This window comes from Actinomadura sp. ATCC 39365 (assembly GCF_054392275.1).
Genome location: NZ_CP184335.1, coordinates 9,362,578 through 9,381,262 on the forward strand (window position 1 = coordinate 9,362,578; position 18,685 = coordinate 9,381,262).

General features: G+C 73.6%; 18 protein-coding genes and 1 pseudogene. 6 read left to right on the top strand and 13 right to left on the bottom strand.

What is annotated here, in order from left to right; translation table 11 throughout:
• Positions 1-17 precede the first annotated feature (17 nt).
• Both ACNF49_RS44905 and ACNF49_RS44910 read right to left on the bottom strand, forming a co-directional pair.
• Complete coding sequence (locus tag ACNF49_RS44905) at positions 18-860, bottom strand: TIM barrel protein (RefSeq protein WP_482941543.1); 843 nt, start codon at positions 858-860, stop codon at positions 18-20.
• Positions 857-1,828: a Gfo/Idh/MocA family protein gene (locus ACNF49_RS44910; RefSeq protein ID WP_482941544.1), complete on the bottom strand. Its 972-nt coding sequence runs from the start codon at positions 1,826-1,828 to the stop codon at positions 857-859. Before ACNF49_RS44910 ends, ACNF49_RS44905 begins: the two co-directional genes overlap by 4 nt.
• Positions 1,829-2,065: 237 nt before the next feature.
• Between ACNF49_RS44910 and ACNF49_RS44915 the strand changes: the two genes are divergently transcribed.
• From ACNF49_RS44915 to ACNF49_RS44935, 5 genes are all read left to right on the top strand, one after another.
• Entirely contained in the window at positions 2,066-3,235 is a 1,170-nt protein-coding gene (locus ACNF49_RS44915; protein WP_357979896.1) for an ABC transporter substrate-binding protein, read from the top strand.
• Positions 3,236-3,402: 167 nt separating this feature from the next.
• Positions 3,403-4,677: a phytase gene (locus tag ACNF49_RS44920; protein WP_482941545.1), complete on the top strand. Its 1,275-nt coding sequence runs from the start codon at positions 3,403-3,405 to the stop codon at positions 4,675-4,677.
• 120 nt (positions 4,678-4,797) lie between these two features.
• The gene (locus ACNF49_RS44925; protein ID WP_482941546.1) at positions 4,798-5,523 is read left to right on the top strand and encodes a helix-turn-helix transcriptional regulator; all 726 of its coding nucleotides are present in this window, start codon (positions 4,798-4,800) and stop codon (positions 5,521-5,523) included.
• A 70-nt stretch (positions 5,524-5,593) separates the two neighbouring features.
• Positions 5,594-6,130, top strand: a complete 537-nt coding sequence (locus ACNF49_RS44930) for a hypothetical protein (RefSeq protein ID WP_498703482.1) — start codon at positions 5,594-5,596, stop codon at positions 6,128-6,130.
• 90 nt (positions 6,131-6,220) lie between these two features.
• Entirely contained in the window at positions 6,221-7,384 is a 1,164-nt protein-coding gene (locus tag ACNF49_RS44935; RefSeq protein WP_482941548.1) for an FAD-dependent monooxygenase, read from the top strand.
• 28 nt (positions 7,385-7,412) lie between these two features.
• On the opposite strand, the gene ACNF49_RS44940 is transcribed toward ACNF49_RS44935, so the two are convergent.
• Positions 7,413-7,955, bottom strand: coding sequence for a hypothetical protein (locus tag ACNF49_RS44940; RefSeq protein ID WP_357979881.1), 543 nt, complete (start codon positions 7,953-7,955; stop codon positions 7,413-7,415).
• A gap of 404 nt (positions 7,956-8,359) precedes the next feature.
• Here ACNF49_RS44940 and ACNF49_RS44945 point away from each other — a divergent pair.
• A pseudogene (locus ACNF49_RS44945) lies at positions 8,360-9,039 on the top strand (alpha/beta hydrolase).
• A gap of 47 nt (positions 9,040-9,086) precedes the next feature.
• On the opposite strand, the gene ACNF49_RS44950 reads toward ACNF49_RS44945, so the two are convergent.
• The 10 genes from ACNF49_RS44950 to ACNF49_RS44995 are packed head-to-tail and all read right to left on the bottom strand — an operon-like array spanning position 9,087 to position 18,659.
• Positions 9,087-10,079, bottom strand: coding sequence for an alpha/beta hydrolase (locus ACNF49_RS44950; RefSeq protein WP_482941549.1), 993 nt, complete (start codon positions 10,077-10,079; stop codon positions 9,087-9,089).
• An 11-nt stretch (positions 10,080-10,090) separates the two neighbouring features.
• A complete protein-coding gene (locus ACNF49_RS44955) occupies positions 10,091-11,161 on the bottom strand; it encodes a phosphotriesterase family protein (RefSeq protein WP_357979872.1) in 1,071 nt (356 codons plus the stop codon).
• Complete coding sequence (locus ACNF49_RS44960; protein ID WP_482941550.1) at positions 11,158-12,204, bottom strand: phosphotriesterase family protein; 1,047 nt, start codon at positions 12,202-12,204, stop codon at positions 11,158-11,160. Before ACNF49_RS44960 ends, ACNF49_RS44955 begins: the two co-directional genes overlap by 4 nt.
• Positions 12,205-12,248: 44 nt before the next feature.
• Complete coding sequence (locus tag ACNF49_RS44965; protein WP_482945670.1) at positions 12,249-13,337, bottom strand: aldehyde dehydrogenase family protein; 1,089 nt, start codon at positions 13,335-13,337, stop codon at positions 12,249-12,251.
• Positions 13,235-13,762, bottom strand: coding sequence for an aldehyde dehydrogenase family protein (locus ACNF49_RS44970; protein ID WP_482941551.1), 528 nt, complete (start codon positions 13,760-13,762; stop codon positions 13,235-13,237). Before ACNF49_RS44970 ends, ACNF49_RS44965 begins: the two co-directional genes overlap by 103 nt.
• Entirely contained in the window at positions 13,755-15,230 is a 1,476-nt protein-coding gene (locus ACNF49_RS44975) for an FAD/NAD(P)-dependent oxidoreductase (RefSeq protein ID WP_357979864.1), read from the bottom strand. The genes ACNF49_RS44970 and ACNF49_RS44975 overlap by 8 nt, the downstream gene beginning before the upstream one ends.
• Positions 15,223-15,501, bottom strand: a complete 279-nt coding sequence (locus tag ACNF49_RS44980) for a (2Fe-2S)-binding protein (RefSeq protein WP_482941552.1) — start codon at positions 15,499-15,501, stop codon at positions 15,223-15,225. The genes ACNF49_RS44975 and ACNF49_RS44980 overlap by 8 nt, the downstream gene beginning before the upstream one ends.
• Positions 15,498-16,703 carry an NAD(P)/FAD-dependent oxidoreductase gene (locus ACNF49_RS44985; RefSeq protein WP_482941553.1) on the bottom strand — a complete coding sequence of 402 codons (1,206 nt, stop codon included), beginning with the start codon at positions 16,701-16,703 and terminating at the stop codon, positions 15,498-15,500. Before ACNF49_RS44985 ends, ACNF49_RS44980 begins: the two co-directional genes overlap by 4 nt.
• 52 nt (positions 16,704-16,755) lie before the next feature.
• Positions 16,756-17,709 carry a proline racemase family protein gene (locus ACNF49_RS44990; RefSeq protein WP_482945671.1) on the bottom strand — a complete coding sequence of 318 codons (954 nt, stop codon included), beginning with the start codon at positions 17,707-17,709 and terminating at the stop codon, positions 16,756-16,758.
• Between the two features lie 44 nt (positions 17,710-17,753).
• A complete protein-coding gene (locus ACNF49_RS44995) occupies positions 17,754-18,659 on the bottom strand; it encodes a dihydrodipicolinate synthase family protein (RefSeq protein WP_357979856.1) in 906 nt (301 codons plus the stop codon).
• Positions 18,660-18,685: the final 26 nt, after the last annotated feature.

Genomic DNA, 18,685 nt, shown 5'->3' on the forward strand with positions numbered 1-18,685 from the left:
CAGCACGTCGAGGGCGCTCACGCCAGGCCCCGCAGGAACGCCACGCCCGCCCGCACGTCGTCGGCCGGGCCGGCGCCCGCCGGGGGCTCGGCGTCGAGGACGACGTCCTGCTCCATGACGTACCAGCCGTCGTAGCCGGCGGCGGTCAGGCGTTCGACGATGCCCCGGACGTCCACGTCGCCGCGGCCGAGCCGGCGGTAGATCCCGGCGCGGACGGCGTCGGTGTAGGTCAGCTCGCCGGCCCGGACGCGGGCGGCGAGCGCGGCGTCGACGTCCTTCAGGTGCACGTGGGCGATCCGCTCGGGGACGCGGGTGACCAGGTCCAGCGGGTCGCCGCCGCCGATGAGCAGGTGGCCGGTGTCCAGGCAGAGCGGGACGGCGCTGCCGCCGAGCACCCGGTCCACCTCCTGGCCGGTCTCGACCATGGTGCCGACGTGGGGGTGCAGGGTGAGCGCGCGGCCGTCGCCCTTGGCCTCGTGGAAGGCGCGGTCGAGGTTGCCGAGCAGGGTGCGCCAGCCGGTGTCGTCCAGCTCGGGACGGGCGTCGTAGCCGTCGGCGCCGGTGGCGGCGGCCAGCACGACGACCACGTCCGGGTCGAAGGCGGCCCAGGTGGCGCGGAGGGCGGGCAGCGGGTCGTGGGCGGGGTCGTGCAGGACCGCGGGGACGAATCCGCCCACGGCGCGCAGCCCGTACCGGCCGAGCAGGTCCTGGTCGGCGGGCAGGAAGCCGTCGGGGCCCAGCTCGGTGGCGGTCAGGCCCAGCTCGGCCATCTCGGCGAGCACGCGGTCGGCGGTGAGCTGGTGTCCCCATCCGGGCACCTCGCACACGCCCCAGGAGATGGGTGCGGCGGCGATCCTCACTTGGCCACCTCCAGCACGCGCACCGGACGGCCCTCGCGGCGCGCCAGGTCGGCGGCCTCGGCCAGGTAGAGGGCGGCCAGGGCGTCGCGGACGGTGCAGGGGCTCTCGCTCTCGCCCCTGGCCATCGACAGGAACGCGCCCATCTCGGCGACGTAGGCGTCCTCGAACCTGGTCTGGAAGTCCGGCCACGGCGGCCCGTCCGGGCTCAGGCCCTCGGCCGAGCGCAACGGGGCGCGGTCGCCGAGCCCGACGGCGCGGGTGCCCAGGGTGCCGGCCAGCTCCATGCGCACGTCGTAGCCGGCGCCGTTGTAACGGGAGCCCTGCAGGGTGACCAGCGTGCCGTCGTCCATGACGATCAGGGCGGCGCTGGTGTCGACGTCCCCGGCGGCGGCGAAGTACGGCTCGCCGCGGTTGGCGCCGACCGCCTGCACCGTGTCCGCCTCGCGGCCGGTGACCCAGCGCAGGATGTCGAAGTCGTGGATGTGGCAGTCGCGGAAGATGCCGCCGGACTGGGCGACGTACTCGGCGGGCGGCGGCGCGGGGTCGCCGGTCAGCATGTGCACGCGGTGCAGTTCGCCGAGCTCGCCCGCCAGCAGCGCCTCGCGGGCGGCTCGGTAGCCGGCGTCGAAGCGACGCTGGAAGCCGATGTGCACGCCGATCCCGGCCCGTTCGACGGCCTCGGCCACCCGTAACGTCTCCTTGACGGTCGGCGCGGCCGGCTTCTCGCAGAACGCCGGCACTCCCCGCTCGCACGCCCTCAGCAGGCCCTCGGCGTGGGCGGAGGTCGGCGTCGCGAGCACCACCGCGTCCGCGTCGAAGGGATCGCCGGTCCGGGCGCCGAGCCGCCGGGCCACCTCCTCCGCCCTCGCCGTGTCCACGTCGGACACGACGAGCTCGTCAACCAAGGCGGACAGGGTGGTGGCATGGAACATGCCTATACGTCCAAGGCCCAGCAGACCCACACGCATGATCGCTCCTCATCCAGGGGGGCCTCCAGTTCTAGATGAACAGGAGATGAACAGTCAAGACTTTGTCCTGACATAAGGATGAACTGTCGTAGCTGGGACGCGGGTCCGTGACCGGAGATCCACGTAAGAATGTCTTGACAAATTATTCACGTGACGTTCATCGTGAGCACACAATGGCGCCGGTCGGGGCTGGCGCGGCGCCTTGCGAATCCGAGAGGCAAGAGGAGTGACGCCATCATGAGGCGTACCGGGAAGATCATCTCCATGGCGTTGCTGGCGACCGCCGCAGTGGCGTGCGCGCCCTCCACCGCAGGCGGAGGACCGTCGGCGGCGGCGACGGCCAAGGCGCTGCCCGGCCCCTCGCTCGATGCGAACTTCGACCTGGAGGCGCTGGTCGCCGCGGCGAAGAAGGAAGGCAGCGTCCTGGTCTACGACTCCAGCGGCGACATCGAGGAAGTGGCCAAGGCGTTCACCGCGAAGTACGGCATCGCCATGGAGGGGGTCAAGTCGGACACCCCGCAGACGGCCGAGAAGATGACCAGGGAGCACGCCGCCGACAACGTCACCATCGACGCGGCCATGTACGAGGACGGCGGCGTCCTGGTCGGCCAGCTGGCGCCGCAGGGCGTCACCCAGACGTGGATCCCCGGCGACCTGAAGGACCAGATCCCCGCCGAGAACCAGAACCCGCTGCTCGCGCTCTCCAAGGCGACGGTCTTCGGCTACAACACCAAGCTCTCCCCCGGCGGCTGCCCGGTGAAGAACGTCTGGGACCTGACCGATCCGGAGTGGTCCGGCAAGCTGGTGATGCAGGACCCGCTGGGCAAGCCGACCGTGCTGTCGTTCTTCACCCAGCTCGACGCGTACGGCAACCAGGCGCTCGAACAGGCCTACCAGGCCAAGTACGGCAAGCCGCTGAAGACCGAGGAGAAGAGCGCCGCGCAGGAGTGGATCAAGCGCCTGTCGCTCAACAAGCCGGTGCTGACCGGCTCCGACGAGGACATCTCCGCCGCGGTGGGCGCGCCGGCCGCCACGGACAAGAAGATCGGCTTCATGTCGATCTCGAAGTTCCGCAACAACGAGGACAAGGGCTACCACCAGGCCGCCTGCGAGGGGATGACCCCCTTCACCGGCTTCAGCTACCCCAAGTACGCGGCGATCGCCACCAAGAGCAAGCACCCCAACGCGGCCAAGCTGTTCGTGCACTTCATCATGACCGAGGAGGGCGTCAAGCACGAGATCGGCGAGGGCGGCGTCTCGGGCAACAGCACGGTCAAGCCGATGGTCACCCCGCCGGGCCTGTCGGACTGGCAGGGCCAGCTCTTCCACACCGACCCCAAGGGCCTGCTCGGCGACCTGCAGAACCGCCAGGCCATGTCGGACTTCTGGCGCGTCAACCGCAGCTAGCGCGGGCCGTCGCACAGCCCGGCCGGGAGGATCCCCGGCCGGGCGCTCCGGCATGCCCTGACATCCGTGCAACACCTAATGTCCTGACATAAGGACGACCTATTGATTTCTTGTAAACTGGTCGTTACCTTTTGGGACAACATCAACACCCCGAACGAGGAGGCGCAATGCGTCCCCTGTCCAGGCTCTCCCTGGCAGCCCTGATGTTGACCGTGTTGGGCGGGATCGCCGTCCCCGCGGCCGGTGCCGGCGTGGCGACCGTGTACCCCGAAGTCGAGACCCCCTCCCTGTACGACGACGAGGCCGGCGGCGACGCCAACGGCGACGACCCCGCGATCTGGGTCGACCCGTCCGACTCCGAGGACAGCGTGGTGATCGCCACCGCCAAGAAGGGCGGCCTGTACGTCTACGACCTCGACGGGCAGCAGCTCCAGCATCTGCCGGCGCCCGCCGCCCCCGGGCCCGACGACGAGGCAGGCCGCTTCAACAACGTCGACGTCGCCTACGGCTTCGGCGGCAGGGACCTGGCGATCGTCTCCGACCGCGGCCGGGACACGCTGCGCATCTACGCCATCTCGCACGGCCACCTCACCGACGTGACCGACCCGGCCGCGCCGTTCGTGTTCAGCACGACGCAGCAGCAGGTCAACGACGCCGAGACGGCCTACGGCCTGGCCGCCTGGAAGGACTCCACCGGCACGTACGCGCTGGTCAGCCGCCGGCACAAGACCTCGGTCGGCCTGGTCAAGCTGCTCGCCAAGCCGGGCGGCAAGATCGGCTACCAGCTCGTGCGGACGCTGACCCTGCCGGGCTCCTTCACCCTGCCGAACGGCCAGACCTGGTCCCCCTGCCTTGAGCCGGACGAGCAGGCGCAGGTCGAGGGCATGGTCGTGGACCAGCAGCGGGACGTGCTCTACGCCGCCCAGGAGGACGTCGGCATCTGGCGGATGCGCGCCGACCTCACCGGCACGCCCGTCCTGGTGGACAAGGTCCGCGAGTACGGCGTCCCGGGCACCTACGACCCCGCGACCGAGGAGTGCACCCCCGGCGCCGACCCCGGCTACGGCGGCACGCACCTCACCGCGGACGCCGAGGGCCTGACCATCTACTACCGCGAGGACGGCAAGGGCTACCTGCTGGCCTCCAGCCAGGGCGACAACACCTTCGCCGTCTACCGCAGGGAGGGCTCCAACGCCTACCTCGGCCAGTTCCGGATCGGTGAGGCGAACGGCATCGACGGCTCGGAGGTGAGCGACGGCTCTACCGTGCTCAACGTGCCGCTGGGCGAGTTCGACGAGGGCATGTTCATCGCCCACGACGGCGTGAACACGCCGGCCACGGCGGACCGGGAGAACACCAACTTCAAGTTCGCCGACTGGGGCGACATCGCCGACGAGCTGGACCTGGACGTGGACACCGACGGCTGGGACCCGCGCGACTGATCAGCGCCGCCCAGCGGTCCCGCGAACCGGGGCGCCGTCCAGCCGGACGGCGCCCCTTCGCCGATTTGGGCATCCCTTCGCAGGGCGGGGAGAATGGGCTGCGCGTGCGGAGGAGGAGCGGTGACCGAGAGCCAGTCGCTTGACCACCTCGCCCGCCGCCTGGAAGAGGTGGTCGGCGAGCTGCGCGGCATCCCCGTCGACGTCGAGCGGCTGGAGGACCCCGAGCTCGTCCGCCGGCAGATCCTGCGCGCCACCCGGTCGTCGGCCGAGCTGCGGGCCATGCACCCGGTGGGCTCGCGCGAGCAGGGCCGGGACGAGCAGCGCAGCAGGCGTACCGTGCTGGACGCCCTGCGCGAGGGCCTGGCGATGCGCACGATCGTCCATTCGAGCGTGCTGGACGACCCGCGCAAGGCCGCCCGCATCAAAGAGCTGCACGCCGCCGGCGACCTGCACCGGGTCATCGACGAGCCCATCCAGCAGCTGCTCATCTTCGACCGCTCCGTGGCGTTCATCCGGATCACCCCGATCGCCTACACGCCGGGCGCCTTGATGATCAGGCAGCAGGGGTTGATCGCCACCCTCATCGACCTGTTCGAGCTGTCGTGGGCGCGGGCCAGGGAGGTCACCGAGCCGGCCTACCGGCTCTCGCCCCGGGAGCGGGAGGTGCTGGCGCTGATCGCCGAGGGCCGTTCCAACAGCGCCGTGGCCCGTGCCCTGTCGATCACGGAGGCGGCCGTCGGCAAGCACGTGGCCTCCGTGTTCGCCAAGCTCGACCTGCCCGCGACCGACGACGACAACCGGCGGGTGCTGGCGGTGCTGGCCTACCTGCGCGGCGTGGTGAGGTAGGGCCAGGGCTACCCCGTCCTCGTCCCAGCACCCGTGCGGGCGGGCCGCGGCGGGCGCTTCTATGGACGTCATGCAGAAAATGACTGGATTGCTGGTCGGCGCGGTGTTCGGCGCGGTGTTCGTCGTCGTCAACGCGCACGGCCCCCTCGGCCCCGTGACCGCGAACCTGCTGCGGGCCGTCGCGTGCCTGGCGGCGGCGGCCGTGCTGGCGATGTGGTTCCGTGCCGTGCGCGCGGAACGTCCCGCCCCGGCCGGCCGGCGGGGCATGTTCGGGCCCGGCTACCTGGCCGTGGTCGTGGTCGAGGCGGTCCTGCTGTTCGGCGGGCTGCGGGTGCTGGCCGCGCTCGGGCGTCCCGAGGAGGGGAACGTGGCGTGGGTGGCGTTCGTGGTGGGCGTGCACTTCGTCGCGCTGGCGCCCATCTGGAAGGACTGGAGCATCGCCGTGCCGGGCGTCGCGCTCACGCTGCTCGGCGTCGGCGGGCTCGTCCTGGCCGCCACGCCCGCGGTGGCGTGGGTGCCGGTCGTCAGCGGGGTGCTGTCCGGCGTCGTGCTGCTGGCCGGCAGCCTCACCCTCGGCCTGCGCGGTACGGCGCGGGCGGCGGCCTGACCGTCCGGCGGGCGTGCCTTCTCCCCTCGCACAGACCCTCTGATACTCTCTGTGCTGAATTGATTACTTTCTGTCGCTAGGGGAGCTAGTGTGAAGGTCGCCTGCGTCGGCGGTGGGCCCGCCAATCTGTACTTCTCGATCCTGATGAAGCGGGTCGACCCGTCCCACGAGGTCACCGTCTACGAGCGCAACCCGGCCGGCACCACCTACGGCTGGGGCGTGACCTACTGGGACGACCTGCTCAAGAACCTGCGCGCCGCCGACCCCGAGTCGGCGGACGCCATCCGGGAGAACTCGATCCGCTGGGACAGCTGGGTCACCCACGTCCAGGACCGCGCGACGGTGACGCTCACGGAGTCGGACGAGGGCTTCGGCATCTGCCGCCACCGCCTGCTCGACATCCTCGCCGACCGCGCCCGCTCCCTGGGCGTGTGCGTCGAGCACGGCCGCGAGATCGCCTCCCGCGAAGAGCTCGACGCCGACCTGGTCGTGGCCGGCGACGGCATCAACAGCACGCTGCGCGAGCCGCACGCCGACCATTTCGGCACCGAGATCGCGGTCGGCCGCAACCACTACATCTGGCTCGGCACCACGAAGGTCTTCGACGCCTTCACCTTCGCCTTCACCGAGACCCCGCACGGCTGGATCTGGTGCTACTGCTACGTCTACAGCGGGGACCACAGCACGTGCGTCGTCGAGTGCTCTCCCGAGACCTGGAAGGGGCTCGGCCTCGACCAGGCCGCCGAGGCCGACGGCCTGGCGCTGCTGGAGAAGATCTTCGCCGACGTCCTGGACGGCCATCCGCTGATCGGACGGGCGCACACCGACGGCAGCGCGTACTGGCTGAACTTCCGCACGCTGACCAACCGCACGTGGTATCACGACGACCTCGTCCTGCTCGGGGACGCCGCGCACACCACCCACTACTCCATCGGCGCGGGCACCGCCCTTGCCTTCGGGGACGCCGCCTTCCTGGTCAACGCGCTGAACCAGGAGCCGGAGCTCCCGGCCGCCCTGGCCCGCTACGACCGCGAACGCCGCAAGGCGATCCGTCCGCACCAGAAGTCGGCCCGGCTCAGCGCCCAGTGGTACGAGAACCTGACGCGCTACATCGACCTCTCGCCGGTCGAGTTCATCGCGCTGCTCGGCCAGCGGCACTCCCGGGTGCTGCCGCACCTGCCGCCCCGGGTGTACGTCCAGGTCGACCGCGTTCTCAGCTTTTTCGGTGGATTCGCCGGTTCCGGCAAGGACTGACCGGGAGGCGCGCCCGCTCAGGCCCGGATCAGGGGAAGTCCTTCGGGTTCACGGGGCTGGTGCGGGCGTTGCCGCCCCTGATCGGGTTCAGGGTCAGGGTCCAGATGGTGTACTGCGTCGAGGTCGTGCGGAAGCGCAGCCGGTCGTTGAACTTCTGGTACGTCGCGCCCCTGGTGAAGCGGCCCTTCGACGTGCTGAACCGGTAGCCGGTGGTGAAGAAGATGCGGTATGTGCCGTCCCGGACGTCCCGGATGCGGGCCGTGGAGCGCGCGCGGACGTAGACGCTGACCGCCTTGGTCCGGCCCTTGACGATGGTGACGACGCCGTCCTTCGACGTGCCGTTCTTGATCTTGAGTATGCCGCGGCCGCCGCTGAGACGGTCGTAGACGATCCGGCCGTTGGCCGGGCGGGAGGCGGCCTCCTGGACGGCCGAGGAGGTCTGGGCGGCGGCGGCCTGGAGACCCGCCGTGGCGGCGCCGGCCGGGGCGGAGGTCAGCAGCGTGCCGGTCAGTGCGACGGCGGCGACGACCCCCGCGCGTAACGGGGTCGCTTCGAGAAGTCTCTTCACCATGGTCTTCTCCTTGGGGACATGGTCAGACTGATCGCGTACCCGTGTATATCAGGACAGACCGCTTCTACGCTCGTAGACTTTAAGCCGTCCGTTCGGCTCCGAGAGGCGGCACGATGAGCTACGTCCCCGTTCCCTACGACCCTGAGCTGGCGGAAGGTCTCGCGGCGTTCCTGGCGGCGGTCGAGAGCGTTCCGCTGCGCGCGGACACCATCCAGCGCAACCGCGAGATCTTCGCCGATCTCATCCCGCCCATGGAGGCGATCGTCGCCGGCCGTCCCGTCGAGTGGTGGGACGTGGACGTGCCCGGCCCCGAGGGCGCCCCCGACGTCACCCTCACGGTCGTACGTCCCAAGGGCGGGCCCGCGCCCGGCGCGGCCGCCGTGTACGAGATCCACGGCGGCGGCATGATCCTCGGCACCCGCTTCTTCGGCATCGAGGGCCTGATCCAGGCGGCCCTGGAGCACGGCATGGTCGGGGTGACGGTCGAGTACCGGCTCGCCCCGGAGCACCCGGCCCCGGCGGCGGCCGAGGACTGCTACGCGGGCTTCGTCTGGACCGCCGGGCACGCCGAGGAGCTGGGGTTCGATCCGGGGCGGCTGCTCGTGTCCGGCTTCAGCGCGGGGGCGGGCTCACCGCGTCCGTCGGCATCATGGCCCGCGACCGGAACGGCCCGGCCGCCGCCGGGCTCTACGTCGGCGCGCCCATGATCGACGACCGGAACTCGACCGTGTCGAGCCTCCAGTACGACGGCATCGGCGCCTGGGACCGCAACAACAACGACACCGCCTGGACCGCCCTGCTCGGCGACCGTCGGGGCGGCCCGGACGTGCTGCCGCACGAGGTCCCGGCGCGGGCGGCCGACCTGTCGGGGCTGCCGCCGGTCTTCATCGAGGTCGGTGCGGCCGAGGTGTTCCGGGACGAGGCGGTCGAGTTCGCCGGCCGCATCTGGGCGACCGGCGGGCAGGCCGAACTGCACGTGTGGGCCGGGGGCCACCACGGCTTCGCGGGCACCCCCGGCGCCCGCGTCTCCCGCGCCGCCCTGGAAACCAAACACTCCTGGCTACAACGCATCCTGGCCATCTGACCCCTCCGCCGCATGACGCGGGTGGCCGGTGGGTGGGGGTGGTGGGGTCAGGGGGTCAGGGTGCGGTGGAGCCAGGAGAGGCGGGTGGCGAGGGCGGCGCGGGTGATCTCGTGGTCCGGCGCGAAGATGTCGAACCCGTGGAAGGCGCCGTTCCAGATGTGCAGCTCGGCCTGCCCGCCGGCCGCCCAGATCCGCGTGGCGTACGCGACGTCCTCGTCGCGGAACAGCTCGGCGGCCCCCGCCTCGATGAACGCGGGCGGCAGCCCCGACAGGTCGGCCGCCCGTGCCGGGGCCGCGTGACCGGGCACGTCGGCGTCCGGGTCGCCGGCCCGCTCGCCGAGCAGGGCCCGCCAGCCCAGCAGGTTCAGGGCGCGCGGCCAGGTGCCGCGGCCGTCGTACTGGTGGCTGGAGACGGTGGTGTTGAGGTCGTCCAGCATCGGGCACAGCAGGAGCTGCCCGGCCAGGCGCGGGCCGCCGCGGTCGCGGGCCAGCAGGGCGACCCCGGCCGCCAGGCCGCCGCCGGCGCTGCCGCCCATGACCACCACGCGCCCGGGGTCCACGCCGAGCTCGGCGGCGTGCCGCGACATCCAGGCCAGCCCGGCGTAGCAGTCCTCGACCGGCGCCGGGTGGGGGTGCTCGGGGGCCAGGCGGTACTCGACGTTGACGGCGACGACGCCCAGCTCCTCGACGAGCGCGACCAGACGCGGCGTGTCCATGGTCCGGTGGCCGCTGATCATGCCGCCGCCGTGGATGTTGTACAGCCCGGGGACCGGGGCCCGCAGGCGGCGCGGGCGCAGCACCGTGACCTCCAGGTCCGGCGCGCCGGCCGGGCCGGGGACGAGCAGCTCCTCGGCGTCGATCTCGCGGCCGCCGATCACCTCGGCGACCGGCGGCATGGGCATGGCCGCGCCGGCGGCGCGCATCAGGGGGATGGTCTCAAGGGTGGGGGCGGGGCCGTCCGGCCGGGGCATGCCGTCCAGGACCAAGGCCAGCGCCGGGTCGAACGGCACAGGAGTGGGGGGCACAGGGGTGGGGGGCATGGTTCTCCTGGTCACTGCGGTTCTGCGAAGGCGAGCGCCCGTGCCGGGTTCTCGACCATGATCATGTGGATGGCCTCGGGGCTGACGCCGAGGCGGCGCAGGGCGGGCAGGAAGTGCCGCGGGATGTAGTCGTAGCCCTTGCCGCCGTACCTCTTGAGCTGGATCTTCTGGCACACGTCGTGGCCGAGCACGATCTGGCCCGCGTAGCCCCGTTCGACCAGGTCGGCGATGCCGCGCAGGACCTTGTGGTCGCTGCCCAGGACGAGGTGCCCCCACGGGCTGCCCGGCGCGGCCAGGAAGTCGAACTCGACGAAGACGCCGCGGGCCAGCAGCCGCTCGGCGAACTCGGGCCCGGACAGGACGTCCATGCAGTGGCCCAGGACGACGTTGCCGGGCGCGACGCCCTCCTCCTGGAGGATGTCGAGCACCCGGAACTTCTCCTCGCCGACGCCACCGACGTGGAAGGTGACCGGCGCGCCGGTGACGCGGGCAGCCCGCCCGGCGGCCCGTACGCTCTTGAGCTCGCCGCCGGTCAGCGGCACCGACTCCGCGCCGACCTCGCCGATGATGCCCGTGCGCACCCCGGTGCCGTCGGCCCCGAGCACGACGTCGCGCACGATGACGTCGGCCAGCTCGTCGACGGTGCGCTCGTCCATGTCGGCCGGATGGAAGGCCGGGGTGTACCAGCCGCCGCCCATGACGATGTGCATCCCGCTGGCCCGGGACAGCCGCAGCAGCGCCTCGGGGTCGCGGCCGAGGCCGATGGGCGAGACCTCGACCATGGTGCGCCCGCCGCCGTGGGCGAAGGCGAGGGTCTCGGCGAGCATCTCGTCGAAGTCGCCCAGCAGGTCGTTGTCGGCGTTCGGCCCGCCGTGGCGGGTACGGGCGAGGTTGGCCAGGGTGAGCGGCTCGGCCGCCGCCGGGGCGTCCTCGCCGGGCCGGCGGGACCGGGCGGGCCTGCGCAGGTCGATGAAGATGTGCTCGTGCATGGACGTCTGCCCGAGCAGCGCCGGGTCCACCGGGCCGGCGACGGTGAGCGCCTGCCCGGCCAGGTCGGGGATGGGGAAGGGGTAGCGGCTCACGAGCCCGCCTCCTCGGTCCGGAGCGTGAGCAGCCGCCGCGGGTTGCGCACGGTGACGGTCTCGATCAGCTGGTCGTCGGCGCCGAGCATCCTCAGGTACGGCACGAACTGCCGCAGGACGAAGGCGTAACCGCCGCCGCCGTAGGCGAGGAGCTGCGACTTGGCCCGTACGCCCTGCGAGAGCAGGAGGCGTCCGGCGTGGCCGCGGCGGGCGAGTTCGAGCACGGCCGCGGCGACGTCCTGGTCGTCGGAGACGCTGAGCGCGGTGGGCAGCCTGCCGAGCCGGTCGAACTGCACGAAGACGCCGCGTTCGAGCAGCGGTTCGAGGTCGTCGGGCCGCGGGGAGAGCGCGTCGCAGTGCCCGACGGCCACCCGCGCGAGGTCCGCCCCCTCCTCGGCGAGCAGGTCGAGCACGCGCTGCTGGACGGCCGCGTCCTCGTTGCGGGCCAGCGAGACGGCGGCGCCGGTGGCCGCCGCCGCGCGGGCCGCGGCGACCAGGAGCGCGCGCTCGGCGGGCACGCCGGGGTCGAGCGCGGCCAGCTCGCCGATGATGCCGGCCCGCACGCCGTCCACTCCCTCGGTGAGGTCGCGGACCAGCTCCTCGGTCAGCTCCTCGGCCGGCCCGGCGGCGGCCCGGCCGCAGCCCATGACGACGGTCACGCCCGTCTCCTCGGCGAGCCTGCGCAGCCCGGCCGGGTCGCGGCCGAGCGCGTCGGTCGTGAGGTCCACCACCGTGCCGCCACCGGCCTCCCGGAACGCGGCCAGCTCGGCGGCGGCCAGGCCCGCGTCGCCGAGCAGCAGGTCGTCCCGGTTGACGGCGCCCATGCCGACCTCGCCGAGCAGGTCCATCGTCAGCGGCGCGCGGTAGAGCCACAGGGCGCCGGCCGCCGTGGGACGGGTACGGCCGGTGCGCGCCCAGGACTCGGGCGTGTCGTCGGGCGGGGCGAAGTCGCTCAGCAGGTGCTCGTGCGGCAGGACCGCGCCCAGCGAGGCCGCGGGGACCTCGCCGGTGACGGCCACGACCGTGGCATCGGTGGTGGACACACGAGCAATATAGCCCCAGATCGTCTACAAGTGTAGATAAAAGGTCAGGCGACTCCGTCCACCGTCCGGGGGACGCCGAGCGGGTTGGCCTCGCGCAGCTCCGGCGGCAGGAGGGGGTCGGGGGTGTCCTGGAAGCACACCGGGCGCAGCCAGCGCTCGATCGCGGTGCCGCCGACCGAGGTCGAGGTGCTGGTCGAGGCCGGGTACGGCCCGCCGTGCTGCATCGCGGGCGCGACCGACACGCCCGTGGGCCAGCCGTCCACGACGACCCGCCCGGCCAGCCCGGCGAGCCTGGCCACCAGGCCGGCCGCCGCGCCCTCGCGCTCGTCGGCCCCCAGGTGCGCGGTCGCGGTGAGGTTGCCGGGCAGCGCGCCGAGCACGGCGTCCCGCTCGGACTCCGAGCCGTACCGGGCCACCACGGTGACCGGTCCGAAGCACTCCTCCAGCAGCTCGGCGTGGACGTCCCCGTCCGCGAGCCGCTCGGCCGCCACGGTCAGCACGCCCGGCCGGACGGCCAGCGGCGCGGCGTCGTCCTCGCCCGCGGCCAGCGCCTGCGTGACGCCGGGCAGCTGGGCGCGGGAGCGCACGCCGTCCAGGAAGGCCGCCCGCATGCGCGGGTCGAGCAGCGGTCCGGCGGGCACCGTGGCCGTGACCACGGCGTCGAGCACCGCGTCGCCCGCCGGGCCGGCGGGCAGCAGGACCAGGCCCGGCTTGACGCAGAACTGGCCGAGGCCCTGGGTGTAGGAGGCGGCCAGGCCGGCGCCGATCTCGGCCGCCCTGGTCGCGGCGGCCCGCTCGGTCACCACGACCGGGTTGAGGCTGCCCAGCTCGCCGTGGAACGGGATCGGCCGCGGACGCGCGGCGGCCAGGTCGTGCAGCGCCCGCCCGCCGCGTACCGAGCCGGTGAAGCCGACGGCGGCGGTCAGCGGGTGCCGGACCAGCTCCGGGCCCGCCGCGAAGCCGTGGACCAGGCCCACGACGTCGGCCGGCAGACCGGCCTTCGCCGCGGCGGCGCGCAGCGCGCGGGCGGTCAGGACGCTGGTCGCCGGATGGTCCGGATGCGCCTTGACGACGACCGGGCAGCCGGCGGCCAGCGCGCTGGCGGTGTCGCCGCCCGGCACGCTGAAGGCCAGCGGGAAGTTGCTCGCCGCGAACACCGCGACCACGCCCAGCGGCACCTTGTAGCGCCGCAGGTCGGGGCGGGGGCCGGGCGGGCGGCCGGGTCGGCGTGGTCGATGATCACGTCCAGGAAGGCGCCCGACTCGGCCACGTCGGCGAAGGCCCGCAGCTGGTAGCAGGTGCGGGCCAGCTCGCCGGTGAGGCGGACCCGGCCGAGCGCCGTCTCCGCGTCGGCGGTCGCGATGATCTCCTCGCCGCCCTCCTCCAGCAGCGCGGCTGCGGTACGCAGCAGGTCGGCGCGTACGGACCGGTCGGCCAGCGCGGGGGCGGCGGCGGCAGCGGCGCGCACGGCGCGGTCCACGTCCTGCGGCGTCGACTCCGCCGCGACGCGCTCGCGGGCCTGTCCGGTACGCGGGTCGACGCTCAGCACGTCACTCACGGTCTCGTCCTCTTTCGTCGTTCTCGTCAGGGGTTTCGTCGGCGAGCGCGGCCAGCTCGCCCAGGGACACCGGGGCCGCCAGGCTCCGGGTGGACAGCGGGCGCAGGTCGCCGGCCGTGCTCTCGCGGCGGCTCAGGCAGGCCGCGACGCCGGCGGTGGCGAACCCGCACACCCGTCCCTGGCACCAGCCCATGCCCGGCCTGGCCAGCATCTTCAGCGTGCGCGGGTCGTCGGCGCCCAGGTCGTCGTGGGCGCGGCGGAGGTCGCCGTAGGAGACCTCCTCGCAGCGGCAGACCAGCGTCTCGTCCCGCAGCCAGGACGTCCAGGCGCGCGGCACGGGGTAGGTCCGGTGCATGGCCGCGGCGAAGCGCCGCCCGCGGGCGATCGACCGGCGCAACCGGCCCATGAGCGCCGGGTCGGCCCGGCGGCCCAGCGTACGGACCAGGGCCAGGGCGCTCAGCCGGCCCTCCTGCCGGGCCAGCACGGCGCCGCCGACGCCGGTCGCCTCGCCCGCGACGTACAGGCCGGGGACGCCGGTGCGCTGGAAGGCGTCCACGGTCACGACGAGCGAGCCGTCGACGTCCTTCCTGGTGTCCGCGCCGAGCATGAGCGGCAGTTCGAGGGACGGCGTGAAGCCCCAGCCGAGCGCGACGAGGTCGGCGGGGATCTCGCGGGCCGGCCCGGCCGGGCGGCCGTCGCGGCCGAGCCGCGCGAGCCGGACCGCCTCGACCCGGTTCTCCCCCAGGATCTCGGTGACCACGGTCCCGGTGCGGTACGGGACGCGGTGACGGGCCATCAGCGCGGCGTACTGCAGCGCCTCCAGCCCCTTGGCCGGCACGGACGCGGCGCCGCGCAGGTCGCGCAGCCAGCCGAGCGTGGCGTTGGCCTCGGCGACCGCCGCCACCCGCGCCCCGGCCGCGGCCAGGCCGGTGGCGACCGGCAGCAGGAACGGCCCGGTCCCGGCGACGACCGCGCGGCGGCCCGCGAGCGTGCGCTGCCCCTTGAGCAGGGCCTGCACTCCCCCGGCGGCCATCACGCCGGGCAGGTCCCAGCCGGGGACGGGCAGCTGCCTGTCGTAGCCGCCGGGGCACAGGATCAGCGCGCGGGCGGTCACCGTCGTGCCGGCGGCCCCCTCCTCGGGGACTGTGGGCGTGGTGCGCAGCGTGAACGTGCCCGCGCCGTCGCGGGTCGCCAGCCAGACCTGGTGGCCGGGCAGGTAGCGGACCCGTCCGGCGGCGGTCAGGGCGCGCAGCCGGTCGCGCAGCCGGGTGAAGACCGGCCAGTCGTGGTGCCCGGCGGCGTCCTCGGGGCGGGCGTGGCGTTCGTCGTAGTGCCGCCAGAACTGGCCGCCCGGCTGGCGGGCGCCGTCCACGAGGGCCACGTCCAGCCCGGCCTCGGCGGCCTCGACGGCGGCGGCCAGCCCCGCCGGGCCCGCGCCGACCACGGCGACGTCGTGCGTCTCACGCATGTGGACCTCCCGGCTCGCCGTCTGCGGGGGCCTCGTCGCCGAGGCGCATGCCGTCGCGCGCCGGGACCAGGCAGGCGCGCAGGTCGGGGACACCGTCGACGGTGATGAGGCAGTCGAAGCAGATGCCGATGCCGCAGAACAGGCCGCGCGGCCGGCCGGCCTCGCGGGTGGTGCGCCAGTCGAGGATGCCGGCCGCGACCAGGGCGGCCCCGACGCTCTGGCCGGGCTCGGCGGGGACGCTCGCGCCGCGGAAGGTCATCTGGTGGGTCATCGGGGCCCCTCCCCGGTCGCGGCGGACCCGGTGCCGGGAAACTCGGTGCCGGGAATGTGGTCGGGGGTGGGAAAGCGGTCGGGGGCGAACGGCTTGAGGTCGAGGTCCGGGGTGCGGCCGGTGAGCGCCTGGGCGACGAGCTTGCCGGTGCCCGCGGACAGTCCGATGCCGGCGCCCTCGTGCCCGCAGGCGTGCCACAGCCCGGGCGCGCGCGGGTCGGGCCCGATCACCGGCAGATGGTCCGGGCAGTACGGCCGGAAGCCCAGGTACGTGCGCATGGCCCGGACGTCCCGCAGCATCGGGAACAGCGCGATCGCCTTGGCCGCCAGCGCGCCGGCCGCTTGCGGGGAGAACGTGCGGTCGAAGCCGACGCGCTCCCGGGAGGCGCCGATGAGGATCGTGCCGCTGCCGGTGCCCTCCACGACGGGCGAGGTCTGCAGGGCGGCGTCGGAGCTGGCCACGTCCCCGACGTACTCGGCGGCGTAGACCTTGTGGCGGATCGTCCGGGGCGGCATGGGCTGGGTGACCAGCACGAACCCACGCCGGGGCAGGACGGGCACGTGCACCCCGGCCAGGGCGGCGACGTCACCGGCCCACGTGCCGGTCGCGTTGAGCACCGCCCCCGCGGGCAGGTCGCCGGCCGTGGTGCGCACGCCGGTCACGCGGCTCCCGTCGCGCAGGAAGCCGATGACGCCGGTGCGGGTGCGCACCTCGGCGCCGTGCGCGCGGGCCAGGCGCAGCAGGTGGGCGACCACCAGCATGGGCTGGACCTGCGCGTCCTGGGGGTAGAAGGCGGCTCCGGCGAGTCCGGGCGCGAGGTGCGGCTCATAGTCGCGCAGCTCCTCCTCCGCCACGTCGCGCACCTCGACGCCGTGGCGGCGCTGGTGCTCGCCCAGCTCGCGCAGCGAGGCCAGACCGGGCCCGGACGCCGCGACGACCAGCCCGCCCTTGGCCTCGAACTCCCACAGCCCGGCGTGCTCGGCCAGGTCCTCGCGCCACACCCGCTGGGAGTAGAGCGCGAGGTCGAGCTCGGGCCCGGCCTCCTTGTCGGACACGAGCAGGTTGCCCTCGCCCGCGCTGGAGGTGCCCCCGGCGATGGCTCCGCGCTCGACGACCACCACGCGCAGCCCGGCCAGCGCGGCGAAGTACGCGCCGGCCGCGCCCACCACGCCGGCGCCGACCACGACGAGGTCGGCGCTCACGGCGTGCCCTTCGCGCCGCCCGCCCGCGGGCCGGGTGCCTGGGCGGGACGGCTCACAGCAGGAACCCCGCCGGGAAGGGATCGGTCGGGTCGAGGTGGAACTGCGAGGTGCCGGTGACCCAGGCGCGGCCGGTGATCGAGGGCAGCACGGCGGGCAGCGGGCCGACCGTGGTCTCGCCGAGCAGCCGTCCGGTGAAGCGGGTCCCGATGAACGACTCGTTGACGAAGTCGTCGCCGAGTGCCAGCTCGCCCCTGGCGTGGAACTGGGCCATGCGGGCGCTGGTGCCGGTGCCGCACGGCGAGCGGTCGAACCAGCCGGGGTGGATGGCCATGGCGTGCCTGGACAGTTGCGCCGTCGAGCCGGGAGCGGCCAGGTAGACGTGGTGGCAGCCGTTGATGTCGGGCCGCTCGGGGTGGACCGGGCGGTCGTGCTCGTTGACGGCGTCCATGATCGCGAGCCCGGCCGACAGCAGGTCGCCGGCGCGGGCCCGGTCGAAGGGCAGCCCCAGCTCGGCCAGCTCGACGAAGGCGTAGAAGTTGCCGCCGAAGGCCAGGTCGTAGCCGATCTCCCCGAAGCCGGGCACCTCGACCTTGCGGTCCAGCGCGTACGCGAAGGAGGGCACGTTCTGGATGGTCACCGAGGTCGCCGCGCCGTCCTCGACCGCCACGGACGCCACCACGAGCCCGGCCGGCGTGTCGAGCCGGATCGTGGTGACCGGCTCGACCACGGGCACCATCCCGGTCTCCACCAGGACGGTCGCCACGCCGATCGTGCCGTGGCCGCACATCGGCAGCAGCCCGGAGACCTCGATGAACAGCACGCCGTAGTCGGCGTCGGGCCGGGTGGGCGGCTGGAGGATCGCCCCGCTCATCGCGGCGTGGCCGCGCGGCTCGTACATGAGCAGCGTGCGCACGTCGTCGCTGTTCTCCATGAACCACAGCCGGCGCTCGGCCATGGTCGCCCCCGGGAGGGTGCCGACGCCGCCGACGATCACGCGGGTGGGCATGCCCTCGGTGTGGGAGTCGACGGCGTGGAAGGTGCGACGTGATCTCACTTGTAGCCCTTCTCCAGGACGGCCTCGGTGTCGGCGGTGATGCGGGCGACCAGCTCGGGCGCGAGCGGCAGGCGCGGCGGACGGCAGGCGCCGCCCCTGCGCCCGGCCAGGTCCATGGACAGCTTGATCGACTGCACGAACTCGGGCTTGGAGTCCCAGCGCAGCAGCGGGTGCAGGTCGCGGTAGACGCGCAGCGCCTCGGGCAGGTCGGCCGGGTCGCCCGAGGTGGCCAGCCGGTACAGGCGGGTCGTGGACTCCGGGATCATGTTCGGGTACCCGGCGATCCAGCCGACGGCCCCGGCCAGGCCCAGCTCCAGCAGCACGTCGTCGGCCCCGATGAGCAGGTCCAGCTCCGGCGCCAGCTCGGCGATCTCGTACGCCCTGCGCACGTCGCCGGTGAACTCCTTGACGCCGACGATCAGGCCCTCGTGGTACAGCTCGGCCAGCAGGGCGGGGGTCAGGTCGACCTTGGTGTCGAACGGGTTGTTGTAGGCCACGACCGGCAGCCCGGCCTTGGCGACCTCCCGGTAGTGGGCGACGACGGCCTCGCGCGGGGCCCGGTAGGCGTTCGGCGGCAGCAGCAGCACGGACGTGGCCCCCGCCTCGGCCGCCTGCTCGGCCCAGCGGCGGGCCTCCATGGCGCCGTACGCGGCCACGCCCGGCATGACGCCGAACCCGTCCGGCGCGGCCTGGACGGCCGTCTCGACGACGCGGGCCCGCTCCTCCGGCGTGAGCGTCTGGTACTCGCCCAGCGAGCCGTTGGGCGTCACACCGTCACAGCCGCCTTCGGCCAGGAATCGCACGTGCTCGGCGAACCCGTCGTAGTCCACGGAGAGGTCGTCGGCGAAGGGCAGGGCCGTCGCGACGTGGATGCCGCGCCACGGCGTGGCGGAGGTGGTCATGCTGAGGTCTCCTCACATGGGGATAT

What these genes read in the sequence shown, in the direction of transcription:
- ACNF49_RS44940 (WP_357979881.1), bottom strand. Translation starts at nt 7,955, where the DNA reads ATGGTGAAGAGACTTCTCGAAGCGACCCCGTTACGCGCGGGGGTCGTC.
- ACNF49_RS44990 (WP_482945671.1), bottom strand. Translation starts at nt 17,709, where the DNA reads ATGCCCACCCGCGTGATCGTCGGCGGCGTCGGCACCCTCCCGGGGGCG.
- ACNF49_RS44920 (WP_482941545.1), top strand. Translation starts at nt 3,403, where the DNA reads ATGCGTCCCCTGTCCAGGCTCTCCCTGGCAGCCCTGATGTTGACCGTG.
- ACNF49_RS44980 (WP_482941552.1), bottom strand. Translation starts at nt 15,501, where the DNA reads ATGACCCACCAGATGACCTTCCGCGGCGCGAGCGTCCCCGCCGAGCCC.
- ACNF49_RS44915 (WP_357979896.1), top strand. Translation starts at nt 2,066, where the DNA reads ATGAGGCGTACCGGGAAGATCATCTCCATGGCGTTGCTGGCGACCGCC.
- ACNF49_RS44930 (WP_498703482.1), top strand. Translation starts at nt 5,594, where the DNA reads ATGCAGAAAATGACTGGATTGCTGGTCGGCGCGGTGTTCGGCGCGGTG.
- ACNF49_RS44995 (WP_357979856.1), bottom strand. Translation starts at nt 18,659, where the DNA reads ATGACCACCTCCGCCACGCCGTGGCGCGGCATCCACGTCGCGACGGCC.
- ACNF49_RS44910 (WP_482941544.1), bottom strand. Translation starts at nt 1,828, where the DNA reads ATGCGTGTGGGTCTGCTGGGCCTTGGACGTATAGGCATGTTCCATGCC.
- ACNF49_RS44975 (WP_357979864.1), bottom strand. Translation starts at nt 15,230, where the DNA reads ATGCGTGAGACGCACGACGTCGCCGTGGTCGGCGCGGGCCCGGCGGGG.
- ACNF49_RS44950 (WP_482941549.1), bottom strand. Translation starts at nt 10,079, where the DNA reads ATGCCCCCCACCCCTGTGCCCCCCACTCCTGTGCCGTTCGACCCGGCG.